The sequence below is a fragment of the Streptomyces monticola genome (genome assembly GCF_042665355.1).
GTDB lineage: Bacteria > Actinomycetota > Actinomycetes > Streptomycetales > Streptomycetaceae > Streptomyces > Streptomyces monticola.
On sequence record NZ_JBHTCF010000001.1, the window covers coordinates 81,632 to 107,434 of the forward strand.

Annotated in this window: 19 protein-coding genes and 1 pseudogene; 14 read left to right on the plus strand and 6 right to left on the minus strand. The window is 69.5% G+C overall.

Annotated elements, in window-relative coordinates:
• Window positions 1–212: 212 nt before the first annotated feature.
• Window positions 213–1,445 carry a trypsin-like serine peptidase gene (locus ACFQVC_RS00345; protein WP_381825121.1) on the minus strand — a complete coding sequence of 411 codons (1,233 nt, stop codon included), beginning with the start codon at window positions 1,443–1,445 and terminating at the stop codon, window positions 213–215.
• A gap of 757 nt (window positions 1,446–2,202) precedes the next feature.
• On the opposite strand from ACFQVC_RS00345, the gene ACFQVC_RS00350 reads away from it, so the two are divergent.
• The 5 genes from ACFQVC_RS00350 to ACFQVC_RS00370 all read left to right on the plus strand — a co-directional run bounded on the left by ACFQVC_RS00350 (window position 2,203) and on the right by ACFQVC_RS00370 (window position 11,263).
• Window positions 2,203–3,537 carry a diaminobutyrate--2-oxoglutarate transaminase family protein gene (locus ACFQVC_RS00350; RefSeq protein ID WP_381827004.1) on the plus strand — a complete coding sequence of 445 codons (1,335 nt, stop codon included), beginning with the start codon at window positions 2,203–2,205 and terminating at the stop codon, window positions 3,535–3,537.
• Window positions 3,538–4,046: 509 nt separating this feature from the next.
• A complete protein-coding gene (locus ACFQVC_RS00355) occupies window positions 4,047–6,065 on the plus strand; it encodes an IucA/IucC family protein (RefSeq protein ID WP_417851969.1) in 2,019 nt (672 codons plus the stop codon).
• Window positions 6,066–6,154: 89 nt separating this feature from the next.
• Window positions 6,155–6,994 (plus strand): GNAT family N-acetyltransferase, encoded by an 840-nt coding sequence (locus ACFQVC_RS00360; protein WP_381825125.1) that lies wholly within the window; start codon window positions 6,155–6,157, stop codon window positions 6,992–6,994.
• A gap of 401 nt (window positions 6,995–7,395) precedes the next feature.
• Window positions 7,396–9,231 carry an IucA/IucC family protein gene (locus ACFQVC_RS00365; protein WP_381825127.1) on the plus strand — a complete coding sequence of 612 codons (1,836 nt, stop codon included), beginning with the start codon at window positions 7,396–7,398 and terminating at the stop codon, window positions 9,229–9,231.
• A 40-nt stretch (window positions 9,232–9,271) separates the two neighbouring features.
• Entirely contained in the window at window positions 9,272–11,263 is a 1,992-nt protein-coding gene (locus tag ACFQVC_RS00370; RefSeq protein ID WP_381825129.1) for an ATP-dependent DNA helicase, read from the plus strand.
• 294 nt (window positions 11,264–11,557) lie between these two features.
• Here the strand turns inward: ACFQVC_RS00370 and lexA are convergent, their stop codons facing one another.
• Entirely contained in the window at window positions 11,558–12,343 is a 786-nt protein-coding gene (gene lexA / locus ACFQVC_RS00375) for a transcriptional repressor LexA (protein ID WP_381825131.1), read from the minus strand.
• Between the two features lie 465 nt (window positions 12,344–12,808).
• Between lexA and nrdR the strand changes: the two genes are divergently transcribed.
• Window positions 12,809–13,348 carry a transcriptional regulator NrdR gene (nrdR, locus tag ACFQVC_RS00380; RefSeq protein ID WP_381827006.1) on the plus strand — a complete coding sequence of 180 codons (540 nt, stop codon included), beginning with the start codon at window positions 12,809–12,811 and terminating at the stop codon, window positions 13,346–13,348.
• A gap of 166 nt (window positions 13,349–13,514) precedes the next feature.
• Window positions 13,515–16,406, plus strand: coding sequence for a vitamin B12-dependent ribonucleotide reductase (locus tag ACFQVC_RS00385; RefSeq protein WP_381825133.1), 2,892 nt, complete (start codon window positions 13,515–13,517; stop codon window positions 16,404–16,406).
• A gap of 122 nt (window positions 16,407–16,528) precedes the next feature.
• On the opposite strand, the gene ACFQVC_RS00390 is transcribed toward ACFQVC_RS00385, so the two are convergent.
• On the minus strand, window positions 16,529–17,056 hold the full coding sequence (locus tag ACFQVC_RS00390; RefSeq protein WP_381825135.1) for a TerD family protein: 528 nt from the start codon (window positions 17,054–17,056) through the stop codon (window positions 16,529–16,531).
• 227 nt (window positions 17,057–17,283) lie between these two features.
• On the opposite strand from ACFQVC_RS00390, the gene ACFQVC_RS00395 reads away from it, so the two are divergent.
• Window positions 17,284–17,889 carry a YdbC family protein gene (locus ACFQVC_RS00395; RefSeq protein ID WP_381825137.1) on the plus strand — a complete coding sequence of 202 codons (606 nt, stop codon included), beginning with the start codon at window positions 17,284–17,286 and terminating at the stop codon, window positions 17,887–17,889.
• A gap of 115 nt (window positions 17,890–18,004) precedes the next feature.
• Here ACFQVC_RS00395 and ACFQVC_RS00400 read toward each other — a convergent pair whose 3' ends face one another.
• Window positions 18,005–18,577, minus strand: coding sequence for a TetR/AcrR family transcriptional regulator (locus ACFQVC_RS00400; RefSeq protein WP_381825138.1), 573 nt, complete (start codon window positions 18,575–18,577; stop codon window positions 18,005–18,007).
• On the opposite strand from ACFQVC_RS00400, the pseudogene ACFQVC_RS00405 reads away from it, so the two are divergent.
• The 3 genes and pseudogenes from ACFQVC_RS00405 to ACFQVC_RS00415 all read left to right on the plus strand — a co-directional run.
• Window positions 18,566–18,841: pseudogene (locus ACFQVC_RS00405) on the plus strand (ATP-binding cassette domain-containing protein); the annotation flags it as partial. The gene ACFQVC_RS00400 and the pseudogene ACFQVC_RS00405 overlap by 12 nt on opposite strands.
• Before the next feature lie 33 nt (window positions 18,842–18,874).
• The gene (locus ACFQVC_RS00410; RefSeq protein WP_381825140.1) at window positions 18,875–19,534 is read left to right on the plus strand and encodes a histidine phosphatase family protein; all 660 of its coding nucleotides are present in this window, start codon (window positions 18,875–18,877) and stop codon (window positions 19,532–19,534) included.
• An 89-nt stretch (window positions 19,535–19,623) separates the two neighbouring features.
• A complete protein-coding gene (locus ACFQVC_RS00415; RefSeq protein ID WP_381825142.1) occupies window positions 19,624–20,541 on the plus strand; it encodes an ADP-ribosylglycohydrolase family protein in 918 nt (305 codons plus the stop codon).
• A gap of 131 nt (window positions 20,542–20,672) precedes the next feature.
• On the opposite strand, the gene ACFQVC_RS00420 is transcribed toward ACFQVC_RS00415, so the two are convergent.
• The gene (locus tag ACFQVC_RS00420) at window positions 20,673–22,154 is read right to left on the minus strand and encodes an MFS transporter (RefSeq protein ID WP_381827008.1); all 1,482 of its coding nucleotides are present in this window, start codon (window positions 22,152–22,154) and stop codon (window positions 20,673–20,675) included.
• Between the two features lie 298 nt (window positions 22,155–22,452).
• Between ACFQVC_RS00420 and ACFQVC_RS00425 the strand changes: the two genes are divergently transcribed.
• The 3 genes from ACFQVC_RS00425 to ACFQVC_RS00435 all read left to right on the plus strand — a co-directional run bounded on the left by ACFQVC_RS00425 (window position 22,453) and on the right by ACFQVC_RS00435 (window position 24,715).
• The gene (locus ACFQVC_RS00425; protein WP_381827010.1) at window positions 22,453–23,076 is read left to right on the plus strand and encodes a TetR/AcrR family transcriptional regulator; all 624 of its coding nucleotides are present in this window, start codon (window positions 22,453–22,455) and stop codon (window positions 23,074–23,076) included.
• Window positions 23,077–23,205: 129 nt separating this feature from the next.
• A complete protein-coding gene (locus tag ACFQVC_RS00430; protein ID WP_381825144.1) occupies window positions 23,206–23,910 on the plus strand; it encodes a ribonuclease HII in 705 nt (234 codons plus the stop codon).
• Between the two features lie 70 nt (window positions 23,911–23,980).
• A complete protein-coding gene (locus ACFQVC_RS00435; protein WP_381825146.1) occupies window positions 23,981–24,715 on the plus strand; it encodes a hypothetical protein in 735 nt (244 codons plus the stop codon).
• Between the two features lie 398 nt (window positions 24,716–25,113).
• Here the strand turns inward: ACFQVC_RS00435 and ACFQVC_RS00440 are convergent, their stop codons facing one another.
• On the minus strand, window positions 25,114–25,803 hold the full coding sequence (locus ACFQVC_RS00440) for a hypothetical protein (protein ID WP_381825147.1): 690 nt from the start codon (window positions 25,801–25,803) through the stop codon (window positions 25,114–25,116).

Here is a 25,803-nt window from a genome sequence, read left to right on the forward strand (position 1 = left end):
GGCGGGTCCGTGAAGATTGCGTAGGGCCGACGCGGCCGGTTACTCAGGGCCGAAGTGGCCGCTTGAGTGGGGCCGGAGGGTGGCCGCTTGCGTAGGGCCGAAGTGGCCGATCCGGGCGGCCCCCGCCGTCAACTCCGCTGCTCAACGGGCCGGCCGAGGGCCAGGGCGCCGTGGCACCTGGCCGGCCCGTTGAGCTGTGGCGCTGTGGCGCGTCAGTTCCCGAACTTCTTGCTGACCTCGTCGTAGATGCCCTTGGCCTCCTTGCCGAGTCGCGGACCCGCCAGCCAGCCGGCGGTCACGGGGCCGATGGAGGTGTTGGACACCAGGGCGGGCTTGCCGTCCTGTCCCGCGGCGACCCAGCCGCCGCCGGAGGAACCGCCGGTCATGGTGCAGCCGATGCGGTACATCGTCGGGTCGGTCTGGTTCAGCGAGAGCCGGCCGGGCTTGTCGGCGCAGGAGAACTCCTTCTGCCCGTCGAACGGCGGTGCCGCCGGGTAACCCGTCGCCTTGATGCTGTCGATGCTCGGCACCGCCGGAGCGTCGAACTCCACCGGCAGGGCCGAACCGACCGTCTCCTCAAGGGACTTGCCGCTGCCCTTCTCCGGCGTCATGTGCATGACGGCGAAGTCGTACGGAGCGCCCTGGCCGCCGCTCGCGGCACCCTGCTGGATCCACTGGTCGGATGTCCGCACCCCGTCGGCCCACCAGATGCCGTACGGAGCGACCTCTTCCTTCGTCGCACCCTGCAGCTGCTCGGCGGACTTGCCGTCGTTGTTGTACGAGGGGACGAAGGCGATGTTGCGGTACCAGCCGCCCTCCTTACCCGCGTGCACACAGTGCCCGGCCGTCCACACCATGTTGGACTTACCGGGGTTCGCCGGGTCCTTGACCACGGTGGCGGAGCAGACCATCGAGCCCTCAGGGCCCTCGAAGAGGACCTTGCCCGCCGCCGGGGCGCTGTCGTTGTACGGCGTCGCCACCGGCTGCGCGTCCACCGGCGCCGGGGTCGGGTCGGTCTTGCCCTGGTCTCCGGAGATGTCGTTGTCCACCGGCTTGTCCGGGCGCTTGTCGGCGTCCCGCATCCGGTCGGAGTCCCAGAAGTCCTCAATGATCGGGTTGATGAAGTCCTCGGCCTCGCGCAGCCACTTGTCCTTGTCCCAGTTCTTCCACTCGCCGTCACGCCAGTTGTCCAGGTCGATGCCGTGGTCCTTGAGCCGGTCCTTGATGTCGTCCGGGATCTTGATCGGCTCGTCCTCGCCGCCCGCGGGGCTGGACGCGGAGGGCTTGTCGTTCGCGTTGTCCTTGGCGTTGTCGTCACCCGGGCCACAGGCGGTGGCCGTCAGCGCGAGCGCGGCGGAGACGGCGAGAACGGCCGGAACGGAGGAGGTAGTGCGGCGCGCGCCCCTCCCTCGGCGAACGGCGAAGAGCGGGCGTATGGGTCGCATGTGGAAATCTCCCCCTGTTGAGCTTCTGGCGGACTTCTAGTGGCTTCTATTGGTGTCTATCGCGCTCTGCGGGGCTTCTGTTGGATACGGAAACCGCAGCTCACGTCCGTTGTCGTCGCCGTGCCGGGTCCCGGCCCACGGCGACGAGGCCCCACACTATGCCGGTGCCGTCGGGGACGGCCTACGGGGCGGCAACGGTTCTGTCACGGCAGGGATCTTCCGCCCGGACGACTTCCGTTTCGCCCGGATGTCGGCCAAGACGGCCCACCGTTCCGGTGCCGCCGGGCGTCGGAACCACCTTTCATTTCGGTGCGGACGACAGCCGCGGATCGGATGACACGCGGGGCGGCGCGGGGTGACTCCGGGACGGGCGCCGGTCGTTGCTCCCGCCTCCGGTCCGGGAAGGTTTTCGTTTGGCAAGGATCTTCCGGCGGAGCGTGTTCCCCCGTCTCAGCCGTCGTTGGTACGTACGGGGGACACGCGGCCCGCGTTCAGCCCCCTCCGGCTCATGGGTGGACAACGTCCAACCCACCTACATACAGCGGGAGGACCAACCGTCGTGGCCGTCACCGAGCCTGTGCCTCCGCAGCAGGCGTCCGTCCCTCCGCCGGCCGGGCCGCCGTCTCCCGCATCGCCCTCCGCGCCGTCCGCATTGCCCTCCGTGCCGTCCGCATTGCCCTCCGCGTCGTCCGCTACCGCCGTCACTGCCGCTCCGGTGAGCAGCAAAGGCACGGCCGCCCGGGTGAGCAGCAAGGGCATGGCCGGTGCCGATGGGATCCTGCGGCGGCAGTCGCTGCGCGAATCGGCTGCCAGGACCTATGCGCGCGCCCTGCCGATCGTGCCGGTGCGCGCACGAGGGCTGACCATCGAAGGCGCCGACGGCCGCCGGTATTTGGACTGTCTCTCCGGCGCCGGCACGCTGGCCCTCGGACACAACCACCCCGTGGTGCTCGAAGCGATCCGCAAGGTCCTCGACTCGGGCGCGCCCCTGCACGTTCTCGATCTGGCCACCCCCGTCAAGGACGCGTTCGTCACCGAGCTGTTCGCCACCCTGCCGCCCGCCTTTGCCGACCGGGCCCGCGTCCAGTTCTGCGGCCCCGCGGGCACCGACGCCGTCGAAGCGGCCCTGAAACTCGTCCGCACAGCGACTCGGCGCAGTGGCCTGCTCGCCTTCACCGGCGCCTACCACGGGATGACGGCGGGCGCGCTCGCGGCCTCGGGCGGGGCACAGGACACCGGCGTCACGCGGCTGCCCTACCCGCAGGACTACCGCTGCCCCTTCGGCTCCGGCGGCGAGGAGGGCGCCCAACTCGCCGCCCGCTGGGCCGAATCGCTGCTCGACGATCCCAAGTCCGGCGTACCGCACCCCGCCGGAATGATCGTGGAACCCGTGCAGGGTGAGGGCGGGGTCATCCCCGCGCCGGACAGCTGGATGCGCCGTATGCGCGAACTCACCGCGGACCGCGACATCCCGCTGATCGCCGACGAGGTGCAGACCGGCGTCGGCCGCACCGGTGCCTTCTGGGCGGTGGAGCACAGCGGGATCGTGCCCGACGTGATGGTGCTCTCCAAGGCGATCGGCGGCAGTCTGCCCCTGGCCGTCGTCGTCTACCGCGACGACCTGGACGTCTGGAAACCCGGTGCCCATGCAGGCACGTTCCGCGGAAATCAGCTCGCCATGGCGGCAGGTGCGGCCACCCTCGCCTATGTGCGGAAGAACGGCCTCGCGGAACACGCCGCGGTCGTCGGCGCCCATATGCTGCGCCAACTGCAGGCGCTCGCCTCCGATTACCCGGAGATCGGCGAGGTGCGCGGGCGTGGCCTGATGATCGGCGTCGAACTCGTCGACCCTGTGCCGGGGCCCGCCGGCTCCGTGCCCGGTGCTCCGCTGCCGGCCGCACCCCGCCTCGCCGCCGCGGTCCAGCGCGAATGCCTGCAACGCGGACTCATCGTCGAACTCGGTGGCCGCCACTCCAGCGTCGTACGTCTGCTGCCTCCCCTCACTCTCACCGACGACCAGGCAACCGCCGTCCTCGACCGCCTCACCGACGCGCTGGCCGCCGCGGTCCGCTCCCAGCCGCACCCCCGCTAGCCGCTGCGGCCGCGTCCCCAGCACCTTCCGAACGCGGCTCAGCCACCGCACAACCATCACCCACACGTGCAAGACCACCGCCCCCAGATCCAGTCCCTGAACCACGCTCCACACCACCCCTCCGACCAGAACCCAGAACCAAGAACCCAACGCTGACAATCGCCCAAGGAATCCTCGTGAACCGCAACTCCGCCCCCGACGGCCGCCGCCCTCACAACCACTCCTGCCGAGCAATCGCGGAGCCCACGCCGCTGGTGGCGGAACCGGGGTCGGTACCCCGCCAGAAGAGCGGGCCCGGAACCGAGCGACCCCACAGCGCGCAGGGTCACCCGGCGCCGCCCTCCGGCCTGCACGGCGATCTGCCCGCCGACCTGTTGGAGCACCACGACCCGAAGATCGCCGCAGCGGCCGCAGCCGTCGAGAACCTCCTGCGCTGCTGGGTACGTGAGTGCAACCTCCCCGCTCCCGCTCCCACCCCTGAAGCCGGCGCCGCACCGCAGGCCCGAAGCATCCTGCGCGTCCCCCTGGAAGCGAGCGGTACCGCGCTGCTCGTACCCGTGCACTACTGGTCGCCCACCGGCTGGCACCGCTTCGGCCTGCCGACCCTCGAAGGCGGTCCTCAGAGTGCGCCCCCTGCCGACGCCGTAACCGTCGCCGCCCTCCTGAGCCGAGAGGCAGCACGCGCGAGCACCGCAGGGGCAGTTGACGGCACGCCGACAGCGGGTGGGGCCCTGGCCGGTGAGCCCGGTGAGCCCGGTGAGCCCGGTGAGCCCGGTGAGCCCGGTGAGGCCGGTGAGGCCGGTGAGGCCGGTGAGCCCGGAGGGTCACATGAGCCCGGTGGGTCGAGTGAGTGCGGTGAGACTGAGGGGTCGAGTGAGTTCGGTGAATCGGCGGAGCCCCGGGCGCCAGGGGGCCCTGAGGGCCTCGCCGGTGCTGGAGCTTCCGATGAGGTCGTCCAGGACGGTGCTCCAGCCCCCGACCCGGCCGGTGACGGCGGCGATCTGGTGGGCAGGGTCGCCGACTCCGTGCGCCGCACCTCTGTCTTCCTCAGCGAGCGCAGGCGCCGGCCGGCCGATGAGACCGATCTGTTTCTCGCCACCGAACAGTCCCTGCTGCTCGGCCACCCGCTGCACCCCACCCCGAAGAGCAGGGAAGGGCTCTCCGAGGCCGAATCGCAGTGCTACTCACCCGAGTTGTGCGGCTCCTTCCCCTTGCACTGGTTGGCCGTCGCCCCTTCGGTGCTCGCCACCGACTCCGCCTGGACCGAACGAGGCCGCACCGTCCTCGCGCCCCAGCTGACCGCCCGGCTCGCCGGGGCCGGCCTCGATCTGCCCGAGCACCACGCGGCGCTGCCCTTGCATCCGTGGCAGCTGCGCGAACTGAGCCACCGCCCTGAAGTCGCCGAGCTGATGGCGGCCGGACTCCTCCAAGACCTCGGCGCACACGGCGAACCCTGGTATCCCACCTCCTCGGTCCGCACCCTCTACCGCCCCGGCGCTCCCGCCATGCTCAAGCTCTCCCTCGGTCTGCGCATCACCAACTCCCGTCGTGAGAACCTCCGTAAGGAACTCCACCGTGGCGTCGAGGTCCACCGGCTGCTGCGCAGCGGCCTCGCCGACCAGTGGCGCTCCGCCCACCCCGGCTTCGACATCGTCCGCGACCCGGCCTGGCTCGCCGTCACCGGCCGTGACGGCACACCCGTCCAAGGGCTGGACGTGATGATCCGCAACAACCCGTTCTCTCCCGGCGACGACGCCGGCTGTATCGCGGGACTGGTGTCGCCACGCCCCACGGCCGCTCCTGACCGGAAGCACCCGGGCCAGGGCTACCCGGCCCAGAGCCACCAGCGCCACCAGGGCCAGGCCCACCCGCGCTCGCGGCAGGGGCACTTGGACCCCGCCGCCCCGATGAGCTCCCGGCTTGCCGCTGTGATCACCAAGCTCGCCGGCAAGACGGGCAGGCCCAGGGGCGCCGTGGCCGCCGAGTGGTTTCTGCGCTACCTCGAGCAGGTGGTGCGGCCCGTGCTCTGGCTGGACAGTGAGGCGGGCATCGCCCTGGAAGCCCACCAGCAGAACACGCTCGTGCTGCTCGGCACCGACGGCTGGCCCGTGGGCGGCCGCTACCGCGACAACCAGGGCTACTACTTCCGCGAGTCGTGGCGTGCGCGGCTGGAGGAGCGGCTCCCCGGAATCGGAGAGCACAGCGCCTCCTTCGTCTCCGACGAGGTCACCGATGAGCGCTTCGCCTACTACCTCGGCATCAACAATGTGCTCGGCCTCATCGGAGCCTTCGGCTCCCAGGGACTCGCCGATGAGCAACTGCTGCTCGCTGCCTTCCGGCGTTTCCTCCGGGATGCCGCGTCAGGCGAAGGCAAGCTGAACTCCCCGCTCCCGGCACGGCTTCTGGAGTCCCCCGTCCTTCGCTGCAAGGCCAACCTGCTCACCAGGCTGCACGGCCTGGACGAACTCGTCGGCCCTGTCGACACCCAGTCCGTCTACGTCACGATCGCCAACCCCCTTCAGATCTGATCGTCACCTATTGCTTCTCCGCTGAGAGACGGCTTCCTGAACAGGCCTCTCTCATCACTCCCGCCTCACCTCCTGAGAGGAGCGTCGCCGTGGCCCCCACCGATGCGAGCACCGGCGCCGGTTTCAGCCCCACCTCCGATACGGCCCTTCCGGGCTCGGACGATGCCCCCGCCGGCCCAGATGCCGGCTTGGGCTCGGGCTCGGACATTGAAGACACGCTCGACCTGCGACTGCCCGACGAGTTGATCGCCCTGATCGCCGCAGACGTCCAGGGCACCGAAGGACAGGGCACCGATATCCAGGGCACCGATGGGCGGGCACGCCGCGACGTCCACGGACCCGGTGGGGTGCCGAGCGGCGACCTCCTCGACGACATCGCGGCATGGGGGCCCGGCGCCACACCCGCAGGTGCCTTTCAACTCGTGCCTGTGCGCATCGAACGCGACCTTCCGCTCATCAGCCACTGGATGAACGACCCTGCCGTGGCGGCCTTCTGGGAGCTCGCCGGATCGGAAGCCGTCACCGCCGCCCACCTGCGCGGCCAAATGGAAGGGGACGGACGCAGCATCCCCTGTCTGGGTGTCCTTGAGGGCACGCCCATGAGCTATTGGGAGATCTACCGCGCCGACCTGGATCCCTTGGCCCGCCACTATCCGGCTCGTCCGCATGACACCGGGGTCCACCTCCTCGTCGGTGGTGTCGCCGACCGCGGCCGGGGGCTCGGCACACTGCTGCTTCGGGCCGTGGCCGATCTCGTCTTCGCACACCGGCCTCGCTGTGCTCGTGTCGTGGCCGAGCCCGATCTGCGCAACATCCCTTCTGTGTCTGCCTTCTTGAGTGCGGGATTCCGTCTGTCCGCCGAGGTCGACCTGCCGGAGAAGCGTGCCGCGCTCATGATCCGCGACCGGGCCCTGCGCAAGGTGCTCTAGCCGTGACCGCGCTGCGATGATTCATCGGGTCCGCACTCACCTCATGCTCTTCGCCCCCTCGCGTATCGGCGCAGCAGCCGATCTCCTGTCCGTGTCGGCACCGATACCGCCCCGTCTCGCCGCTCGACTTCTTGCCATCACCGTCACCATCGCCACACCTCCTATTTCGCTCACGGTCCTGTCAGTTCCCCGCCGCTCCGTTCAGCGACCGGGTCCCGCCACGACGGCCCCGGCCTGGTTCTCACTACTGGTACACCGCTCGGTCCGATCGGGTTCCCACTCGAGCGCAACCAGTTCACCGGCCCCGCCCCACTCCCCTCACCTCCCGAACTCCGCCCTCCCCGAACTCCGCCTCCCGCACCTCGCCCGTCCAGTCACCTCGCATTGATTCCGGAGTCCCCGTGCTGAATGTCCCCGCCGACCACGACTCGGGAAAGCCGTCCGCGCTCCACTCACCTCCGGAGCTGAACCGTCAGGCCTGGGAGCACGCCGCCCGCCGGCTGCTTGCCAAATTGCTCGGCGAGTTCGCCCACGAGGAGATCCTCAAGCCGCAGGCGGAACCCGGAGCTGCCGAAGACTCGTACGCCCTCGGCCTCGACGAAGGAGCCCGGCTCAGCTTCCGCGCCCGCCGTATCGCATACGGGAGTTGGCGTGTCGACCCCGCCACGATCACCCTGCGCGAGGCGGACGGCAGTCACAGCCCGTTCGGCGATCCGCTCACCTTTCTCATGCGGGCGCATCACACACTCGGCCTGGACGGGGCCACACTCGGACATCTCATCCGCGAGCTCAGCGCCACACTCGCCGCCGACGCGCGCCTCGACCACACCGCGCTCGCCGCGGCGGACCTGGCCGACCTCGGCTACGCGGAACTCGAGGGCCATCAGACCGGTCACCCCTGGCTCATCCTCAACAAGGGCCGCCTCGGATTCTCGGCCACGGACACCGCCCGCTGGGCACCGGAAGCACGTACTACCGTCACGCTGCCCTGGATGGCGGTGCACACCCGGCTCGCGACGTACCGCGGCGTGGCCGATCTCGACACCCCGGAGCGTCTCTACGTCCGGGAGCTCGACGCCGCGGTCCGTGGGACGTTCGATGACGCACTACGCGCGCGTGGTCTCAATCCGGAGCAGTACTTGTACCTGCCGGTCCATCCCTGGCAGTGGGACGAAGTCGTGCTGCCGCTCTTCGCACCGTCCGTCGCCGCCGGTGACATCATCCCGCTCCCGGCGGACGCAGACGCGGACACGCGCCTGCCCCAGCAGTCGATCCGTACCTTCCTCAATGTGTCGCGCCCCGACCGGCACACGGTGAAGCTGCCGCTGTCCATCCTCAACACCCTTGTGTGGCGCGGCCTTCCGACCGAGCGCACGCTGGCCGCACCGGCAGTGACCGCGTGGGTGCACTCGCTGCGCGACGGGGATTCCTTCCTCCGGGACGACTGCCGTGTGGTCCTCCTGGGAGAGGTCGCCTCGGTCGCCGTCGAGCACCCTCTCTACGGGGCGCTGCCCGAAGTGCCCTACCAGTACAAGGAACTGCTCGGCGCCATCTGGAGGGAGCCACTGGGCCGTTACCTCGCGCCGGGGGAGCGGGCCCGCACGCTGGCGTCGCTGCTGCACACCGATCCCCAGGGGCGGGCGTTCACCACGGAGCTCGTGGCCCGCTCGGGCCTGACGCCCGAGGTCTGGCTGCGCCGTCTCTTCGCCGCCCTGCTGCCCCCGCTGCTGCACTTCCTGTACCGCTACGGCACCGTCTTCTCGCCCCACGGGGAGAACGCCATCGTCGTCTTCGACGACGCCGATGTGCCGGTCCGGCTCGCCGTGAAGGACTTCGTCGACGACGTCAACGTCAGCGCGGACCCCCTGCCCGAGCACGAGACGATGCCGGACGACGTCCGCGACGTCCTGCTCACCGAGCCGCCCGCCTTCCTCACCCAGTTCATCCACTCCGGGCTCTTTGTCGGAGTGTTCCGCTACCTCGCCCCACTGTGCGAGGAGCAACTGGACGTACCCGAAGCCGAGTTCTGGGCGCTCGTGCGAGCCGAGATCCTCCGTCACCAGGCCCGCTTCCCCGAGCTCAAGGACCGCTTCGAGACCTTCGACCTGCTCACACCGCACATCGAGCGTCTCTGCCTGAACCGGAACCGGCTGCACCTCGACGGCTACCGCGACCGCCCGCAGCGCCCGCACGCCGCCGTCCACGGCACCGTTCCCAACCCCCTCCACCAGCCTTGATCGCGGGGTTGTCAGTGGTGCCCCGTAGGGTGGTCGAGCTATGACGAAGCCCTCCCTCCCCGAACTCCTGCATGCCGCCGTCACCGCTGTCGGCGGCACGGAGCGCCCTGGCCAGGTGACCATGGCCGAGTCCGTCGCCGAGGCCATCGACGGCGGCTCCCATCTGCTCGTCCAGGCCGGCACCGGCACGGGCAAGTCGCTCGGCTATCTCGTGCCCGCGCTCGCGCACGGAGAGCGCGTCGTGGTCGCGACCGCCACGCTCGCCCTGCAGCGGCAGCTCGTGGAGCGAGACCTTCCGCGTACGGTCGAGGCGCTGCACCCCCTGCTGCGCCGGCGCCCGCAGTTCGCCATGCTCAAGGGCCGTTCCAACTATCTGTGCCTGCACCGCCTCCATGAGGGTGTGCCCCAGGACGAGGAAGAGGGTCTCTTCGACCAGTTCGAGGCGGCCGCGCCCACCAGCAAGCTGGGCCAGGACCTGCTGCGGATGCGTGACTGGGCGGACGAGACCGAGACAGGCGACCGCGACGACCTGACACCGGGCGTCTCCGACCGCGCTTGGTCACAGGTGTCGGTGTCCTCCCGGGAGTGCCTGGGGGCGTCGAAATGCGCGTATGGAGCGGAGTGCTTCGCAGAGATGGCCCGCGAGCGCGCCAAGCTCGCCGAGGTCATCGTCACCAATCACGCCCTGCTCGCCATCGACGCCATCGAGGGCGCACCGGTGCTGCCCCAGCACGAGGTGCTGATCGTCGACGAAGGGCACGAGCTGGTCTCCCGCGTCACCGGCGTGGCCACCGGCGAGCTCACCCCGGGCCAGGTGAACCGCGCGGTGCGCCGCTCGGCCAAGCTGGTCAACGAGAAGATCGCCGACCAGCTCCAGACGGCCGCCGAGACCTTCGAGCGCCTGATGGAGCTGGCCCTGCCGGGCCGTCTGGAGGAGATCCCCGAGGATCTGGGGTATGCCTTGCTCGCGCTGCGTGACGCCGCGCGCAATGTCATCTCCGCCCTCGGCTCCACCCGCGACAAATCCGTCCAGGACGAGGACGCCGTACGCAAGCAGGCCCTGGCCTCGGTCGAGACCATTCACGACGTGGCGGAGCGCATCACGAACGGCTCCGAGTGGGACGTCGTCTGGTACGAGCGGCACGACCGCTTCGGGGCCTCCCTGAGGGTGGCCCCGATGTCCGTCTCCGGCCTGCTGAGGGAGAAGCTCTTCACGGACCGCTCTGTGGTCCTGACCTCTGCGACCCTCAAGCTGGGCGGCGATTTCAACGGCGTGGGGGCTTCTCTCGGCCTTGCCCCCGAGGGCATCGCCGGGACGGAGGGCACCGACGCCGCGGAGCTGCCCATCTGGAAGGGCATCGACGTCGGCTCCCCCTTCGACTACGGCAAGCAGGGAATTCTGTACGTCGCCAAGCACCTGGCACGGCCGTCGCGTGAGGGCACGCGCAGCGACATGCTCGATGAGCTGACGGAATTGATCCAGGCGAGCGGGGGCCGGACCCTCGGGCTGTTCTCCTCGATGCGCGCCGCCCAGTCCGCAGCAGAGGAACTGCGGTCGCGCATCCCGGAGTTCCCGATTCTGCTGCAGGGTGAGGAGACCCTCGGTGAACTGATCAAGAACTTCGCGGCGGACCCCAAGACCTGTCTCTTCGGCACGCTCTCGCTCTGGCAGGGCGTGGATGTGCCGGGCGCCAGTTGTCAGCTCGTCGTGATGGACAAGATCCCGTTCCCGCGTCCGGACGACCCGCTGATGAGTGCGCGCCAGAAGGCCGTCGAGGACTCGGGCGGCAATGGCTTCATGGCCGTGGCGGCGACGCATGCGGCGCTTCTGATGGCACAGGGCGCGGGCCGGCTGGTGCGTGCGACGGGTGACCGGGGAGTGGTCGCGGTGCTCGATCCGCGGCTGGCCACAGCGCGTTACGGCAGCTACTTGAAGGCCTCGCTGCCCGAGTTCTGGTACACCACGGACCGTAATCAAGTACGCCGTTCATTGGCGGCGATCGACGCCACGGCAAAGGCGGCGGAGGCGTAACCCGACCCCCGCTGAAGTCGAGCCGGAGCCTGCCTTCGCAGGGGAGACGACTCGCACCTCTGGCGTACCGTCCGCGGAGCGTCAGAGGGGGCTCGACCCTGGCCACTGCCCGCCGCCCTCCGGAGCGCCTGGCCGTGCCCACGCCCCCAGTGCGGCTGTGGGACTGCCTGGTGCGGCTGTGGGACTGGCGGGCCTACGGCAGCCCAGAGCAGGCCGCTCACGGCCTACGGACACAGCACAGGGCCCCGGAACCGGCGCAGTTGGTTCCGGGGCCCGGTCATGGGCGGGGGGTGCTCAGACCCGCCGAAGCACCGCCACCACCTTGCCGAGGATGGTCGCCTCGTCACCGGGGATGGGCTGGTACGCGGAGTTGTGCGGGAGCAGCCAGACGTGCCCGTCCTCGCGCTTGAAGCGCTTGACCGTCGCTTCGCCGTCGAGCATGGCGGCCACGATGTCGCCGTTCTCCGCGACGGGCTGGCGGCGGACCGTGACCCAGTCGCCGTCGCAGATCGCCGCTTCGATCATCGAGTCGCCGACGACCTTGAGGACGAAGAGCTCGCCGTCACCGACCAGCTGCCGGGGGAGCGGGAAGACGTCCTCGACCGACTCCTCGGCGAGGATCGGGCCACCTGCCGCGATCCGGCCCACCAGCGGGACATACGAGGCCGCGGGCTTCCCGGTCGTGTCGGTGGGCTGGCTGCTGGGCTGGTCCGAGCCACGCACCTCGTAGGCCCGGGGCCGGTGCGGGTCGCGGCGCAGGAAGCCCTTGCGCTCGAGCGCCATCAGCTGGTGGGCGACCGACGACGTGCTGGAGAGGCCCACCGCCTGGCCGATCTCCCGCATCGACGGGGGGTAGCCGCGCCGCTGCACGGAGTCCCGGATCACCTCGATCACTCGGCGCTGACGGTCGGTGAGGCCGGTGCTGTCCGCCCTGATACCTGGAGGTCGGCCGGGCAGCGAGCGTGTGGGCTTGGACCCCTCCGGGTTCGTGGCTGCGTCATTCATGGCATGCACCGGCTCGAGTCGGCCCTGGGAACGGTCCTGGGCGGTGATGGTGGCGCTGTCTGCGGTGGTGGTCACGGCGGCCCCTCTCGAGATGTTCTCCCTAGTTGGACAACGGTAGTTGCTTTCGAAAGGTTGCGCCAAACACACGTTCGAGTGAAAAAGCGAGAATTGCCTGACGTGATCATGTGCCCGGGTGTATGGCTAATCCTCGACCGGAAGGCAATTCGGTTCATTACGGTACTCTTCACCGCCGGGGCGGTGACCCCTCCGAAGGGTCCTCAGTGTGCCACCCGCGGTCCCGCGGGCGGTGTGCGACCCCCCTTCACGTACTCTCGTCGTCGGCTCGCGACGCGCGACACGCGATGGCGTCGAAAATGAGGCCAAACCCCAGATCTAGTGGTTGGATTGGCTCAGGCGCCCAGAAGTTGTGGTCCCTGGTCCTTCGGGCCCGTGGCCATCACCTATGCTTGGGGCTGCTTCGAGGGGCTCAAGGCCCTCTTCGAGGCCATTCAGTCGTGCTGTGAAGGAGGGTTGGGAGTTATGCACTGCCCCTTCTGCAGGCACCCCGACAGCCGCGTCGTCGACAGCCGCACCACGGACGACGGCACGTCGATCCGCAGGCGCCGACAGTGCCCGGATTGCTCCCGTCGTTTCACGACCGTGGAGACCTGCTCGCTGATGGTGATCAAGCGCAGCGGGGTGACCGAACCTTTCAGCCGCACCAAGGTCATCAATGGCGTCCGCAAGGCATGCCAGGGGCGACCGGTGACTGAGGACGCTCTCGCCCAGCTCGGCCAGCGGGTCGAAGAGGCGGTGCGCGCCACCGGCAGCGCCGAGCTGACCACCCATGACGTGGGTCTGGCCATACTCGGTCCGCTGCGCGAGCTCGACCTCGTCGCCTACCTGCGTTTCGCGTCCGTGTACCGGGCGTTCGACTCGCTCGAGGACTTCGAAAGCGCCATCACGGAACTCCGGGAGCAGCGGAGCTCCGCGAACGGCGAGGACGACCAGGGCCAAGAGGCCGACCGCGGGTCCGGAGGGGCTGTCGAAGTCCCTGTGCCCGCCAACGCCGCCGACTGACGGGCAGGCCGGAACGGACCGCGCAAGCGCGCCGGTCCGGTCTATCGGCGGCGATCGAGACCTGTCAGGGGCGGCGTTCCGCGGCGCCCAGGACATTCAGACACACACCGTGCCACGGGAAGAACGAGGCACTTCAGGGCGTTTTAGCCCGATACAGGGAGGCGGCATGACAGAGACGGCGAGCGGCCCGGCACGAGGTTCCCGTACCAAGGGATCCAAGGCGAGCAAGGGTCTGCGTATCGAGCGCATTCACACCACCCCCGGCGTGCATCCGTACGACGAGGTGGCGTGGGAGCGCCGTGACGTCGTCATGACCAATTGGCGCGACGGCTCGGTCAACTTCGAGCAGCGTGGCGTCGAGTTCCCCGACTTCTGGTCGGTGAACGCGGTCAACATCGTCACCAGCAAGTACTTCCGCGGGGCCGTCGGCACCCCGCAGCGCGAAACCGGTCTCAAGCAGCTCATCGACCGGATCGTGAAGACCTACCGCAAGGCTGGTGAGGACAACAACTACTTCGCCTCGCCCGCGGACGCCGAGATCTTCGAGCACGAGCTGGCGTACGCCCTCCTGCACCAGATCTTCAGCTTCAACTCCCCGGTGTGGTTCAACGTCGGCACACCTCAGCCGCAGCAGGTCTCCGCCTGCTTCATCCTGTCCGTCGACGACTCCATGGAGTCGATCCTCGACTGGTACAAGGAAGAGGGCATGATCTTCAAGGGCGGCTCCGGTGCCGGCCTGAACCTCTCCCGTATCCGTTCCTCCAAGGAACTCCTTTCCTCGGGCGGCAACGCCTCGGGTCCGGTCTCCTTCATGCGCGGTGCCGACGCCTCCGCAGGAACGATCAAGTCCGGTGGCGCCACGCGCCGCGCGGCCAAGATGGTCATCCTCGACGTCGACCACCCCGACATCGAGGGCTTCATCGAGACCAAGGTGAAGGAAGAGGAGAAGATCCGCGCGCTGCGTGACGCGGGCTTCGACATGGACCTGGGCGGCGACGACATCACGTCCGTCCAGTACCAGAACGCCAACAACTCGGTCCGTGTGAACGACGAGTTCATGAAGGCCGTGGAGTCCGGCTCCAAGTTCGGACTGCGTGCCCGCATGACCGGCGACGTCATCGAAGAGGTCGAGGCCAAGTCCCTCTTCCGCAAGATGGCCGAGGCCGCCTGGGCCTGTGCCGACCCCGGCATCCAGTACGACGACACCATCAACGCCTGGCACACCTGCCCGGAGTCCGGCCGGATCAACGGCTCGAACCCGTGCAGCGAGTACATGCACCTGGACAACACCTCGTGCAACCTCGCCTCGCTGAACCTGATGAAGTTCCTCAAGGACGACGACGAGGGCAACCAGTCCTTCGAGTCCGAGCGCTTCGCCAAGGTCGTCGAGCTGGTCATCACCGCGATGGACATCTCGATCTGCTTCGCGGACTTCCCGACCCAGAAGATCGGCGAGAACACCCGCGCCTACCGCCAGCTCGGCATCGGCTACGCCAACCTCGGCGCCCTGCTGATGGCGACCGGCCACGCCTACGACTCCGACGGCGGCCGCGCGCTCGCCGGCGCCATCACCTCGCTGATGACGGGCACGTCGTACAAGCGCTCCGCCGAACTCGCCTCGGTGGTCGGTCCGTACGACGGCTACGCCCGCAACGCCACGCCGCACAAGCGCGTCATGAAGCAGCACGCCGACGCCAACGGCAAGGCCATCCGCGTGGACGACCTGGACACCCCGGTCTGGGCCGCTGCGACGGAGGCCTGGCAGGACGTGATCCGGCTCGGCGAGAAGCACGGCTTCCGCAACTCCCAGGCGTCCGTCATCGCCCCGACCGGCACCATCGGTCTGGCGATGTCCTGCGACACCACCGGTCTTGAGCCCGACCTCGCGCTGGTCAAGTTCAAGAAGCTGGTCGGCGGCGGCTCGATGCAGATCGTCAACGGCACCGTGCCGCAGGCGCTGCGCCGCCTCGGCTACCAGCCGGAGCAGGTCGAGGCGATCGTCGCCCACATCGCCGACCACGGCAATGTGATCGACGCCCCGGGCCTCAAGCCGGAGCACTACGAGGTCTTCGACTGCGCCATGGGCGAGCGCTCCATCTCCGCGATGGGCCACGTCCGCATGATGGCCGCGATCCAGCCCTGGATCTCCGGCGCGCTCTCCAAGACGGTCAACCTCCCCGAGAGCGCGACCGTCGAGGACGTCGAAGAGGTCTACTTCGAGGCGTGGAAGCTGGGCGTCAAGGCGCTCGCCATCTACCGCGACAACTGCAAGGTCGGCCAGCCCCTCTCCGCCAAGAAGAAGGAGGAGGAGAAGGCCGAGGTCACCGCGAAGACCGAGGAGACCATCCGCGAGGCGGTCGAGAAGGTCGTCGAGTACCGCCCGGTCCGCAAGCGCCTCCCGAAGGGCCGTCCCGGCATCACCACCTCCTTCACGGTGGGCGGCGCCGAGGGCTACATGACCGCCAACTCCTACCCGGACGACGGTCTGGGCGAGGTCTTCCTGAAGATGTCGAAGCAGGGCTCGACCCTCGCGGGCATGATGGACGCCTTCTCCATCGCCGTCTCCGTGGGTCTGCAGTACGGCGTGCCCCTTGAGACGTACGTCTCGAAGTTCACGAACATGCGCTTCGAGCCGGCCGGCATGACCGACGACCCGGATGTGCGGATGGCGCAGTCGATCGTCGACTACATCTTCCGCCGCCTGGCGCTCGACTTCCTGCCCTTCGAGACCCGCTCGGCGCTCGGCATCCACTCCGCCGAGGAGCGCCAGCGCCACCTTGAGACGGGTTCCTACGAGCCGACCGAGGAAGAGGTCGACGTCGAGGGTCTGGCTCAGTCGGCGCCGCGGGCGCAGGAACTGCTGAAGTCGGTCTCCGCGCCGCAGGCCGAGGCCGCCAAGACGGCTCCTCAGGAGGCGCACACCTCCGCTGAGCTCGTCGAGATGCAGCTGGGCATCCAGGCGGACGCCCCGCTCTGCTTCTCCTGCGGTACGAAGATGCAGCGGGCTGGTTCCTGCTACATCTGCGAGGGCTGCGGCTCCACCAGCGGTTGCAGCTGAGCGGTCGCCACTCGGTGACCGAGTGATCTATCTGCCCGAGGGGCGGTGAGCCGGACCGGCTCACCGCCCCTCGGCGGTTTCCCGGCCGCGAGGGTGCGCCTTCGCCAGTGGGTGCGTCCTCGTCAGGAGAGTGTGCCGAGCTGTGTGGCGAAGGACGCCGGGTCGGCGTCGAAGCCGCGGACAGTGCTGCGGAACTCCCAGGCGCCGGTCTCATCGCGAGTGAACTCGGCGAGCGTCGCGGCCGTGGAGCCTGCGGCCTCGGCGAGGTCGCTGGTCGCCAACTCCGTGTACCCCTCGGCGATGCGCACCCCTGTGTTCCCTATGTCGCCGAAGGTCTTCCGCTCTTCGTTCTGCTGTATCACCACGCCGACCACCACGCGTGTGTACGTCTCCGCGAGGCGGTCGAACTCCAGGGTCATGATCTCGTCGTAGCCGAAACCCTGGCCGGTGCGGCTGTCCCTGTTGAGGATGATCGTGCCGTCGGGCGAGCGGCTGTCGAAGTGCACGACATAGGCGGGGTCGTCGTAGGCGGCGTCGGCGGCATAGGTCACGGCGACGAGGTCGAGGTCGTGTTCTGGCGCACCTATGGGGCTCGGATCCCATCGCAGCCCCACCTCGACCTTGCTGAGCCCCTTCTTGACGCTGCTCACCGGAATCCCCCTAACTCGGCACCGAGTTGATACGACATCACATGGTCACTTCTGATGAGACACGTTACGGCCCGCCTGTGACAACGGGTGCAGTGACTCCGTAAGTTGACGGCTGCACGCGCGCGTAGAGCGCCAACTGCGCCTGGGGGAGCGGAAATTCGTAGCTCTTACCGATGACTGCCTCCGGAGAGTGACCGGCGACACGTTCCGCATCGTAGGATGGCGCGGTGCTGGTCAAGTGGATTCGCTGCACTGTGGTCGACCGCCGAGGCTTTGAGCGCGGGCAGCGGAAGTGGGCGGGGCTTCTGGGGGAGCCGGGGTTCCGGGGGCAGGGCGGCGGATGGAGCCGTAAACGGCCCCACGTCGTCCATGTCTTCTCCTTCTGGGAGAGCCGCGCTTTCTACGACTCCTTCATGGCGCGCTCCCACGATCGGCTGAGCGCCGCACAGTCGGGGACGTTCAAGGACCTCCAAGCCAAGCTCTTCGACCACCGATTCGACGTGAAGACGGGCTTCGAGCCGCGCTTCACGGACGCCGACGTGATCCGCCTGGCGCACTGCAAGGTGCACGAGGAGCGCGTAGAGCATTTCGCGCTGGTGCAGGAGAAGATCTGGAACCCGGCGATGGCCGGGTCGCCGGGCATGGTCCGCGGCCTCTTCGGCGAGGCGCCGGGACATGAATTCCTGGTGCTGTCCATGTGGCAGTCCGCCGCCGAGCACGGCAAGTACCAGGCCGAGCGGGTGGAACGGCTTTCGCTGCGGGCGCAGACGGAGGCCGATGTGGCGGCGCTCGCCGGGGACGTCGTGGAGCTTGAGCCCTCCTGGACGGTGTGACGGACTGGCGTGCTGGACCGCTTGCGTCGGGCCGGCTCGTGCTCGCTCCGGTGGGTTGAGCCCCGACTTTCCGGTGGGTTGATGTCGGGGTCGGTGCGGCCGGTTGAGCTCGGGGTCAGTCCGGCCGGTTGAACGCGCCCGCACGGGCCGCTGCCAGCGCGACGGCCGCGGACTGGTCGGCGAGCGCGGTGTCGACCGGTTCGCGCGTAATGAACAGCCGTAGGAACAGTGGCGCCGTAACGGCCCGGACCAGGGCCGCGGAATCAATGGCTGCGGTCGCCTCGCCGCGGGCCACGGCGCGGGTCACGACCGCCTCGCAGCGGCTGAACCGCTCGGTGTAGAAGGCGCGCAGAGCGTCCGCCGCCCGCTCGGACTGGAAGGCCGCCGCGATGAAGGCCGTGGGGGCCGCGGCGTCGTCCGGGCGCGCGAAGGAGTCCACCACTTCGAGGGCAAGGGCCCGCAGATCGCCTTCGAGGCTGCCGGTGTCGGGAGCCGTCCACGCGTCGTCGCCCGCAAGGTCCAGAGCCTCCGCGAGCAGGCCTTCCAGCCCACCCCAGCGGCGGTAGAGCGTCGTCTTGTGCACCCCCGAGTGCTCGGCGACGTATTCGACGGTCAGTCCCGGATAGCCGTGTTCGCTCAGGCCGGTGATCACGGCGTCGCGCACCGCCGCTCGGGTGGTCTGTTCCACCCCCGGGACCTGCGGGTGCCGGTCGGCGCGCTCTCCGCTGGACAGCGCCGGCGCCTTGCCCTCGCCCGCCTGCTCGCCCGACCGGCCGACCTGCTCCTGCTCGACGAACCGGCCAATCACCTCGCGCTGGGACTCCTCGAGGAACTGGAGACGGCGCTCGAGCAGTGGCCCGGCGCTCTGGTGGTGGTCTCGCACGACCGTCTGCTGCGGCAGCGGTTCAAGGGGCGAATACGCCGGATGGAGTCCGGACGCCTCCTCGGTTGACCACGGTCCGATCACCCGATCTAGGGTTTCGGCATGGCACGACCTCGGCGCATCGTCCTCGTCCGGCACGGCGAGTCGGAAGGCAATGCCGACGACACGGTGTACGAGCGCGAGCCCGACCATGCCCTGCGGCTCACCGAGACCGGGCGGCGCCAGGCCGAGGAGACGGGGCGGCGGCTGCGGGAACTGTTCGGGGACGAGCGTGTCAGCGTCTATGTCTCGCCCTATCGGCGGACGCACGAGACACTGCACGCCTTCGGCCTCGACCCCGCGCGTATCCGGGTGCGGGAGGAGCCCCGGCTGCGGGAGCAGGACTGGGGCAACTGGCAGGACCGGGACGACGTACGGCTGCAGAAGGCCTATCGCGACGCGTATGGGCACTTCTTCTACCGCTTCGCGCAGGGGGAGTCCGGCGCCGATGTGTACGACCGGGTGGGCGCGTTCCTGGAGAGCCTCTACCGCAGCTTCGAGGCGCCCGACCATCCGTCGAACGTTCTCCTGGTCACCCATGGGCTGACCATGCGGCTGTTCTGCATGCGGTGGTTCCACTGGTCGGTCGCGGAGTTCGAAGCGCTGTCCAATCCGGGGAACGCCGAGATGCGGGCGCTGCTGCTCGGGGCGGACGGGCGGTACACCCTGGACCGGCCCTTCGTACGGTGGCGAGAGCCCGAGACGTATGACCGCATCAGGTAGCAGTGGCTGTGTGTGGCTGTGGGCGCCGGTGCCGTATCCGACGGTGCGGGCGGTCTCTCGGCCGGGACACCCGATAGAGTGGCAGTGCCATGATCGCTGACTCATCTTCCGAACAGCGCCTCGAGCGCGCGCTTGCCGCCCTGCGCGGCCTGGCGGTGGGGGATGCCCTCGGCTCCCAGTTCTTCGTGCCGGTGAACTACCCGCTCCTCAAGGCCCGGGAAGTGCCGCAGGGCCCCTGGCAGTGGACCGACGACACCGAGATGGCCTCTTCTGTCCTGGCCGTCCTGGCCACCCACGGCCGGATCGACCAGGATGCCCTGGCCCGGTCCTTCGCCGAGCACCACGACTTCGACCGCGGTTACGGCCCCGCCGTGAACCGGCTGCTCAGACTGATCCGCGAAGGCGGGGACTGGCGGGAACTGGCGTCGGCGATGTTCAAGGGCCAGGGATCGTGGGGCAACGGCGCCGCCATGCGGATCGCGCCCCTGGGTGCCTGGTACGCGGACGACCCCGAGCAGGCCACTCACCAGGCGGAGATCTCGGCGTATCCCACACACCAGCACCGTGAGGCCGTCGTCGGCGCCATGGCGGTGGCGGCCGCGGCGGCCCTGGCCGCGGATCCGGCGGGCCCGCCGTCGCCCGGTGCGCTGCTCGACGGCGTGATCGGACTCATCCCGCGCAGCGCGGTGGGTGCCGGACTCCGCCGGGCCAGGGACATGCTCGACTACAGCGACGCGAATACCGTCGCGGCGGTGCTCGGCTGCGGCCGGCGCACCACGGCGCACGACACAGTGCCCTTCGCGCTCTGGTCGGCGGCACGGGGGCTCGGTGACTACGAGCGGGCGTTCTGGGCGACGGCCCAGGTCGGCGGCGACATGGACACGACGTGCGCCATCGTGGGCGGCGTCCTCGGCGCGAGTGCCGGCGGCGCCCCTCCCGCTCCCTGGCTGGAGCAGACCGAGGCACTGCCGGGGTGGGCACTGGCGGGGCTTCCTCACCAGGGCTGAGGTCCGCGACGGGGTCAGCGCTGACCTCTTACGGGGTCAGCGCTGACGTACGCCCCCTCGCCTTTCCCCGCAGCCTCGCAGCCCTGCGGCCCCGCAGCTCACCCACCCCTTGCAGTGCGCAGCCCCGCAGGTCACATGCCTGCTGTGCCGCTTTTGCCGCTCAGGGCCTCCAGGTCGCTCTTGCGTACCGTGATGACGAAGACGGCGGCCAGTGCGGCCAGCGCGACGAGGGCCGTCGCGGCGATGTAGGCGGTGCCGATGCCCTGGGCGAGGACGGCGTCGCTCCAAGGCGCGGGCAGCTCATGGGTCTTGGCGAACGTGATCTTCTGCTGCGGTGTGGCCTCGGCGAGCAACTTCGTGACCTGCTTCTCGCCCTCATTGCGGCTCGCGGTGCCGAAGACCGTGGTGAGGATGGACAGGCCGAGCGCGCCGCCGACCTGCTGAGTGGTGTTGAGCAGCCCGGACGCCGCGCCGGATTCGCTGTCGGCGATGCCGGAGACCGCGGTCAGGGTGAGGGTCACGAAGTTGAGACCCATGCCGAGGCCGAAGAGGAGCATGGGGCCGAGAACCCCGGACACGTACGAACTGCCGGGGTCGATGAAGGTGAGCCAGCCCATCCCGACGGCGGTGAGGAGGCTGCCGGTGACCATGAAGGGCTTGGGGCCGAGGCGGGGCAGCAGGCTGGTGGACAGGCCCGCACCGGTGACGATGGCGACGGTCACGGGAAGGAAGGCCAGGCCCGCCTTGATCGGGCTGTAGTGCAGCACGTTCTGCACGAACAGCACGATGAAGAAGAACATCCCGAACATCGCGGCCGCGAGGCTGAGCATCATCGCGTAGGTGCCGGAGCGGTTGCGGTCGGCGAACAGCCCCAAGGGCGTGATCGGTTGGGCGGTGCGGCGTTCGACCGTGACGAAGGAGACCAGGAGTATCAGGGCGATGCCGAACGACGTCAACGCGACGGCGTCGCGCCAGCCGTCCTGCGCCGCGCGGATGAAGCCGTAGACGAGGGCGGCCATGCCCGTGGTCGAGGTGAGCGCTCCGGTCAGGTCGAAGCGGCCCGGGTGGCGCTGGGACTCCTGGATGAAGCGTGGGGCCAGGGCGGCGATCAGTATGCCGATGGGTACGTTGACGAACAGCACCCAACGCCAGTCCAGCCAGTCGGTGAGCATGCCGCCGGCGAGCAGCCCGATGGCGCCGCCGCCCGCGGAGACGGCGGCGAAGACGCCGAAGGCCCGATTGCGTTCGGGGCCTTCGGGGAACGTGGTGGCGATCAGAGCGAGTGAGGTGGGCGAGGCGATCGCGCCGCCGATGCCCTGGAGCGCTCGGGCAGCCAGCAACTGCCAAGGTTCCTGGGCGAATCCGCCGAGCAGTGAGGCGAGCGTGAACACGGCGATTCCGGTGATGAACATGCGGCGGCGGCCCAGCAGATCGCCGGCCCGGCCGCCGAGCAGGAGAAGTCCGCCGAAGGTCAGGGCGTAGGCGTTGATCACCCAGGTGAGATCGCTGGTGGTGAAGCCGAGGTCGGTCTGGATGTGCGGCAGGGCGATGTTCACGATCGTGGCGTCGAGCACGACCATCAACTGGCAGGCCGCGATGATCGTCAGCGCTATGCCGCGGCGGGCCGTCCGGGGATCGGTTACGGGTTTGGGTTGGCGGGCGCGAGCGTCAGCTTGGTGGTGCGTCACGGTGGGTCCCCCCCCTTGAACCGCGAGTAGTGAACGCTACCGTTCACTATGTGCGACCTTAGTGAAGCCGCAACCATGAACACAATTGGTAACGAGGGGAGTTGAGGGAGAGGATGAGGGAGCGGAGCCGGTCGCGCTCCGGCCGGAATCGGGGGAACGTACCGCCGTGCGCATGCCTCCGCTCGCCCCGGTGGAGCCTCAACGCCCCGATGGAGAGACAGAGATGGCTACTTCGCGATGGCCGGCCGCGCCCGCTCGCAGGGCCTCTCCTCGCCGCCGCGGTGCCGTACTGGAACGCGCCATTCTGGATGCCGCACTGGAACAGCTCAGCACCGTCGGCTGGAATGGTCTGACGATGGAAGGTGTGGCCGCCGGTGCGCAGACCGGCAAGGCGGCGGTGTACCGCCGGTGGCCCTCGAAGGAGGACCTCGTCGCGGATGCGCTCCAGGCCGGGCTGCCCGGTATCGGTGCCGTATCTGACAGCGGCAGTGTTCGGGAAGATCTGCTCCAGCTGTGCCGCAAGATGCGGGAGGCGATGTACTCGCGCCCCGGTATCGCCCTTCGCGCGGTCCTTCACGAATGCGACGGAGCCATGGCGGAGCGCTTTCATGAGGTGATCTTCGATGGCGTCATCAGGCCGTCGGTGGATCAGATCAGGGCGGTCGTACGCCGTGGAACGGAGCGGGGCGAAGTCCGGCGCGGGGCGGAGAGCGACCTCGTCTGCGAGACCATCCCCGCGATGATGATGTACCGCTCCAAGGTGTACGGAAGCGAATGGACGGAGTCCGATCTCGCCGAGCTGATCGATGAACTCATGCTTCCGCTTCTGGGGGCGGGTGGCGAGTGAGGGGCGGGGCGGGGGGCCCGGGCGCCGGGCTGCCCGCACTTGGAGCGGAGTGTTCCGGGAGTTGTCAGGGCGTGTTCCGGGAGCCGGGGTGTCGCGCGGTGCCCGGGGCGGCGTAATCTGTCTGGCGCCATGCCGTACGAAGCACCCACCCACACCGTCGAGCGCTCTCTGCGCGCCACCACCGGAGCCAAAGTCGTCGCCGGTGTCGATGAAGTGGGACGCGGCGCCTGGGCGGGCCCGGTCACCGTCTGCGCGGCGGTCACCGGACTGCGCCGGCCGCCCGAAGGACTCACCGACTCCAAGCTCCTCACCGTCAAGCGACGGGGCGAGCTGGCCGAGCTGCTCACGGGCTGGGTCACCGCCCACGCGCTCGGGCACTCCTCGCCTGAAGAGATCGACACCCTGGGCATGACGGCCGCGCTCCGCCTCGCTGCGGTGCGCGCGCTCGAGAGCCTGCCGGTGCGTCCCGACGCGGTCATCCTGGACGGCAAGCACGACTACCTCGGCGCCCCCTGGCACGTCCGCACGGTCATCAAGGGGGACCAGTCCTGCATCGCGGTCGCCGCCGCTTCTGTGATCGCCAAGGTCCGGCGCGACGCCATGATGGCCGAACTGGACGCCGAACACATGGACTTCGCCTTCGGCGCCAACGCGGGGTATCCCTCGCCGGTGCACAAGGCGGCGCTCGAGGAGCGGGGTCCGACCCCGCACCACCGGCTCTCGTGGTCCTATCTCGACGCGCTGCCCAGGTGGCGGCACCTCAAGAAGAACCGCGTACCGGTGTTCAGCGGCGGTACTCCGGAAATCGAGGGGCAACTCGGCTTCGATTTCTGACACCATGCCGGTCGCACTCATGTGCCACCCGCCGGTGCGGTGCGTACCGGCGTTTGATAGACAACCACTCATGCCTCTCATTCCCGAGGAGCCTCAGATTCACGAGAGCGCCCAGGGTCCCCGCGCGACGCCGTCCAGCGGCCGCACCGCGCCGACCCCCCGTCCTGTACCCGGCCCCCGCCCCGCGGCTCCGCCGCGACCGGGACGTCCGGGTCCTGCCCGGCCCACGCCGCCTGCCCAGCGCACGCCGGCCAAGCCGACTCCGTCCGCTACGCCCGCGAAGCCTGTCCCGGCGGTGACTCCTGCTCCGGCGGCGACTCCAGCCGCGGCGCAGGCGCCCGCCACTCCGCAGGCGCCCGCCACTCCGCAGGCGCCCGCCACTCCGCAGGCGTCCGCTGCTGCTCAGGCGCCCGCCACTCCGCAGATCCAGCTGATCCCGGCCTCGGCCGAGGGTGCGCTCGATGCCGCGGAAGAGGCGGTCGACCTGCTGCTCGACACCGGTCGCGCGCCCGGCGAGATCCTGGTGATCACGACGGGTGAGCAGCACCCTTGGGCAGCCCACGAGCTGTCCTTCGGTGAGGCCGCCTACTGGGCTCAGCACGACGCGCGTGACGATGTCTTCTACGCCGCCGCTGCCGACGCGGGCCGCGCCGACACCCGTCCTGTGGTGGTCGTCGCCGTCAACGGCGGTTCCGACGACGACGCCGCCACCGCGCTGCCGCTCGCGCTGGGCAGGGCCGGGGCCCTGCTGATCGTGTGCGGCGACCCGCAGCGCATCAACTCCGCGCTGGGCGCGGGAGTCTGACACACCAGCGGGCGCCCGCCGCCCGCTGGTGCATGTCGGGCCGGTGCTGACGGTGGTGCCGTCGGCGCGCGCCGGTGCTCTTGCCACTGTCGGACGCGCCTGTGGGTTCGGAATCGGATGCCAGGTGGGGTCGGATGCCGCTACAGGTCCGAAACCGGATGCGGATGCGGATGCGACAACGGGTTCGGATGGGGTACGGCTCGGATGCGGTACGGGTTCGGATTCGGATGGGCTCGCGCGGTGTCGTGTCGTGCTCTGCCTCCTCACGGTGGCGGTGTGCAGTGGTGCGGTCGCGACCGGCTCACGTCGTGGGGCGGGTCGGCTGCCGACTGCCGGGCGCCTCGCCGGAGCTGCCCGCACCGATGACGCTGCGGTCATGACCCGCGTACCGGCTCAGCTCAGCGCGCCGCACTACGGCGTAGGCGCTCTGACGCTCCTCCGGGGCGGGACTGCACCGACGGCGTGCCGTTGAGCCGTTGCTGCGGGTGCGGCTGAGGCTGCGGCTGCCCGGGTTGTCCGACTGTGGGCTGTCCGGTCGATGAACCGATGTGTGGGCGACGGCCGCTGCGGCCTTCACCGAGCACCTGCCAGCCAGTGTGGGTCAGTGTGATGTAGGCCCCGCAGCGCAGCCCGTGCAGGGTGCAGGCGTCACGCAGTCCCCACATCCAGGCCCCGTCCTCCTGGGTCCAACGTGCTTCGCCCTCACGGCAGTAGAGCAGCACCGCGGTGCGCACCGGTGTGCGGCGCCGCAGATCGTGGGGGATGACACGGCGCAGCTGGGCCAGCAGCGCGTTGCGGTAGACCCATCCGTCCGCGCCCGTGGCTCGGGGGGCGAACGACGCACTCGCGCGCAACCGCTCCTCTTGGTCGAGAACGGCCACCACCGCGGTCTCCGGTGTGGGCCGATGCCGGGAGTGCAGACCGCTGATGACCTCACGCGGGTCTCGTAGCAGGGGAATTCCTGCCGCCGCCCACTCGGCGGGCTCGAGCATGCGGGCCAATGGGTTGGCGGAGTCGGCGGATAGCTGAGCGGGACTCGACGCCCCTGGCGTCGAAGCCGCTTCGGACGGAGCGAATCCGAAGGTCAC

What these genes read in the sequence shown, in the direction of transcription:
- ACFQVC_RS00435 (WP_381825146.1), top strand. Translation starts at nt 23,981, where the DNA reads ATGCCTCTCATTCCCGAGGAGCCTCAGATTCACGAGAGCGCCCAGGGT.
- ACFQVC_RS00385 (WP_381825133.1), top strand. Translation starts at nt 13,515, where the DNA reads ATGACAGAGACGGCGAGCGGCCCGGCACGAGGTTCCCGTACCAAGGGA.
- ACFQVC_RS00370 (WP_381825129.1), top strand. Translation starts at nt 9,272, where the DNA reads ATGACGAAGCCCTCCCTCCCCGAACTCCTGCATGCCGCCGTCACCGCT.
- ACFQVC_RS00425 (WP_381827010.1), top strand. Translation starts at nt 22,453, where the DNA reads ATGGCTACTTCGCGATGGCCGGCCGCGCCCGCTCGCAGGGCCTCTCCT.
- ACFQVC_RS00345 (WP_381825121.1), bottom strand. Translation starts at nt 1,445, where the DNA reads ATGCGACCCATACGCCCGCTCTTCGCCGTTCGCCGAGGGAGGGGCGCG.
- ACFQVC_RS00350 (WP_381827004.1), top strand. Translation starts at nt 2,203, where the DNA reads ATGGCCGGTGCCGATGGGATCCTGCGGCGGCAGTCGCTGCGCGAATCG.
- ACFQVC_RS00410 (WP_381825140.1), top strand. Translation starts at nt 18,875, where the DNA reads ATGGCACGACCTCGGCGCATCGTCCTCGTCCGGCACGGCGAGTCGGAA.
- ACFQVC_RS00430 (WP_381825144.1), top strand. Translation starts at nt 23,206, where the DNA reads ATGCCGTACGAAGCACCCACCCACACCGTCGAGCGCTCTCTGCGCGCC.
- nrdR (WP_381827006.1), top strand. Translation starts at nt 12,809, where the DNA reads ATGCACTGCCCCTTCTGCAGGCACCCCGACAGCCGCGTCGTCGACAGC.
- ACFQVC_RS00415 (WP_381825142.1), top strand. Translation starts at nt 19,624, where the DNA reads ATGATCGCTGACTCATCTTCCGAACAGCGCCTCGAGCGCGCGCTTGCC.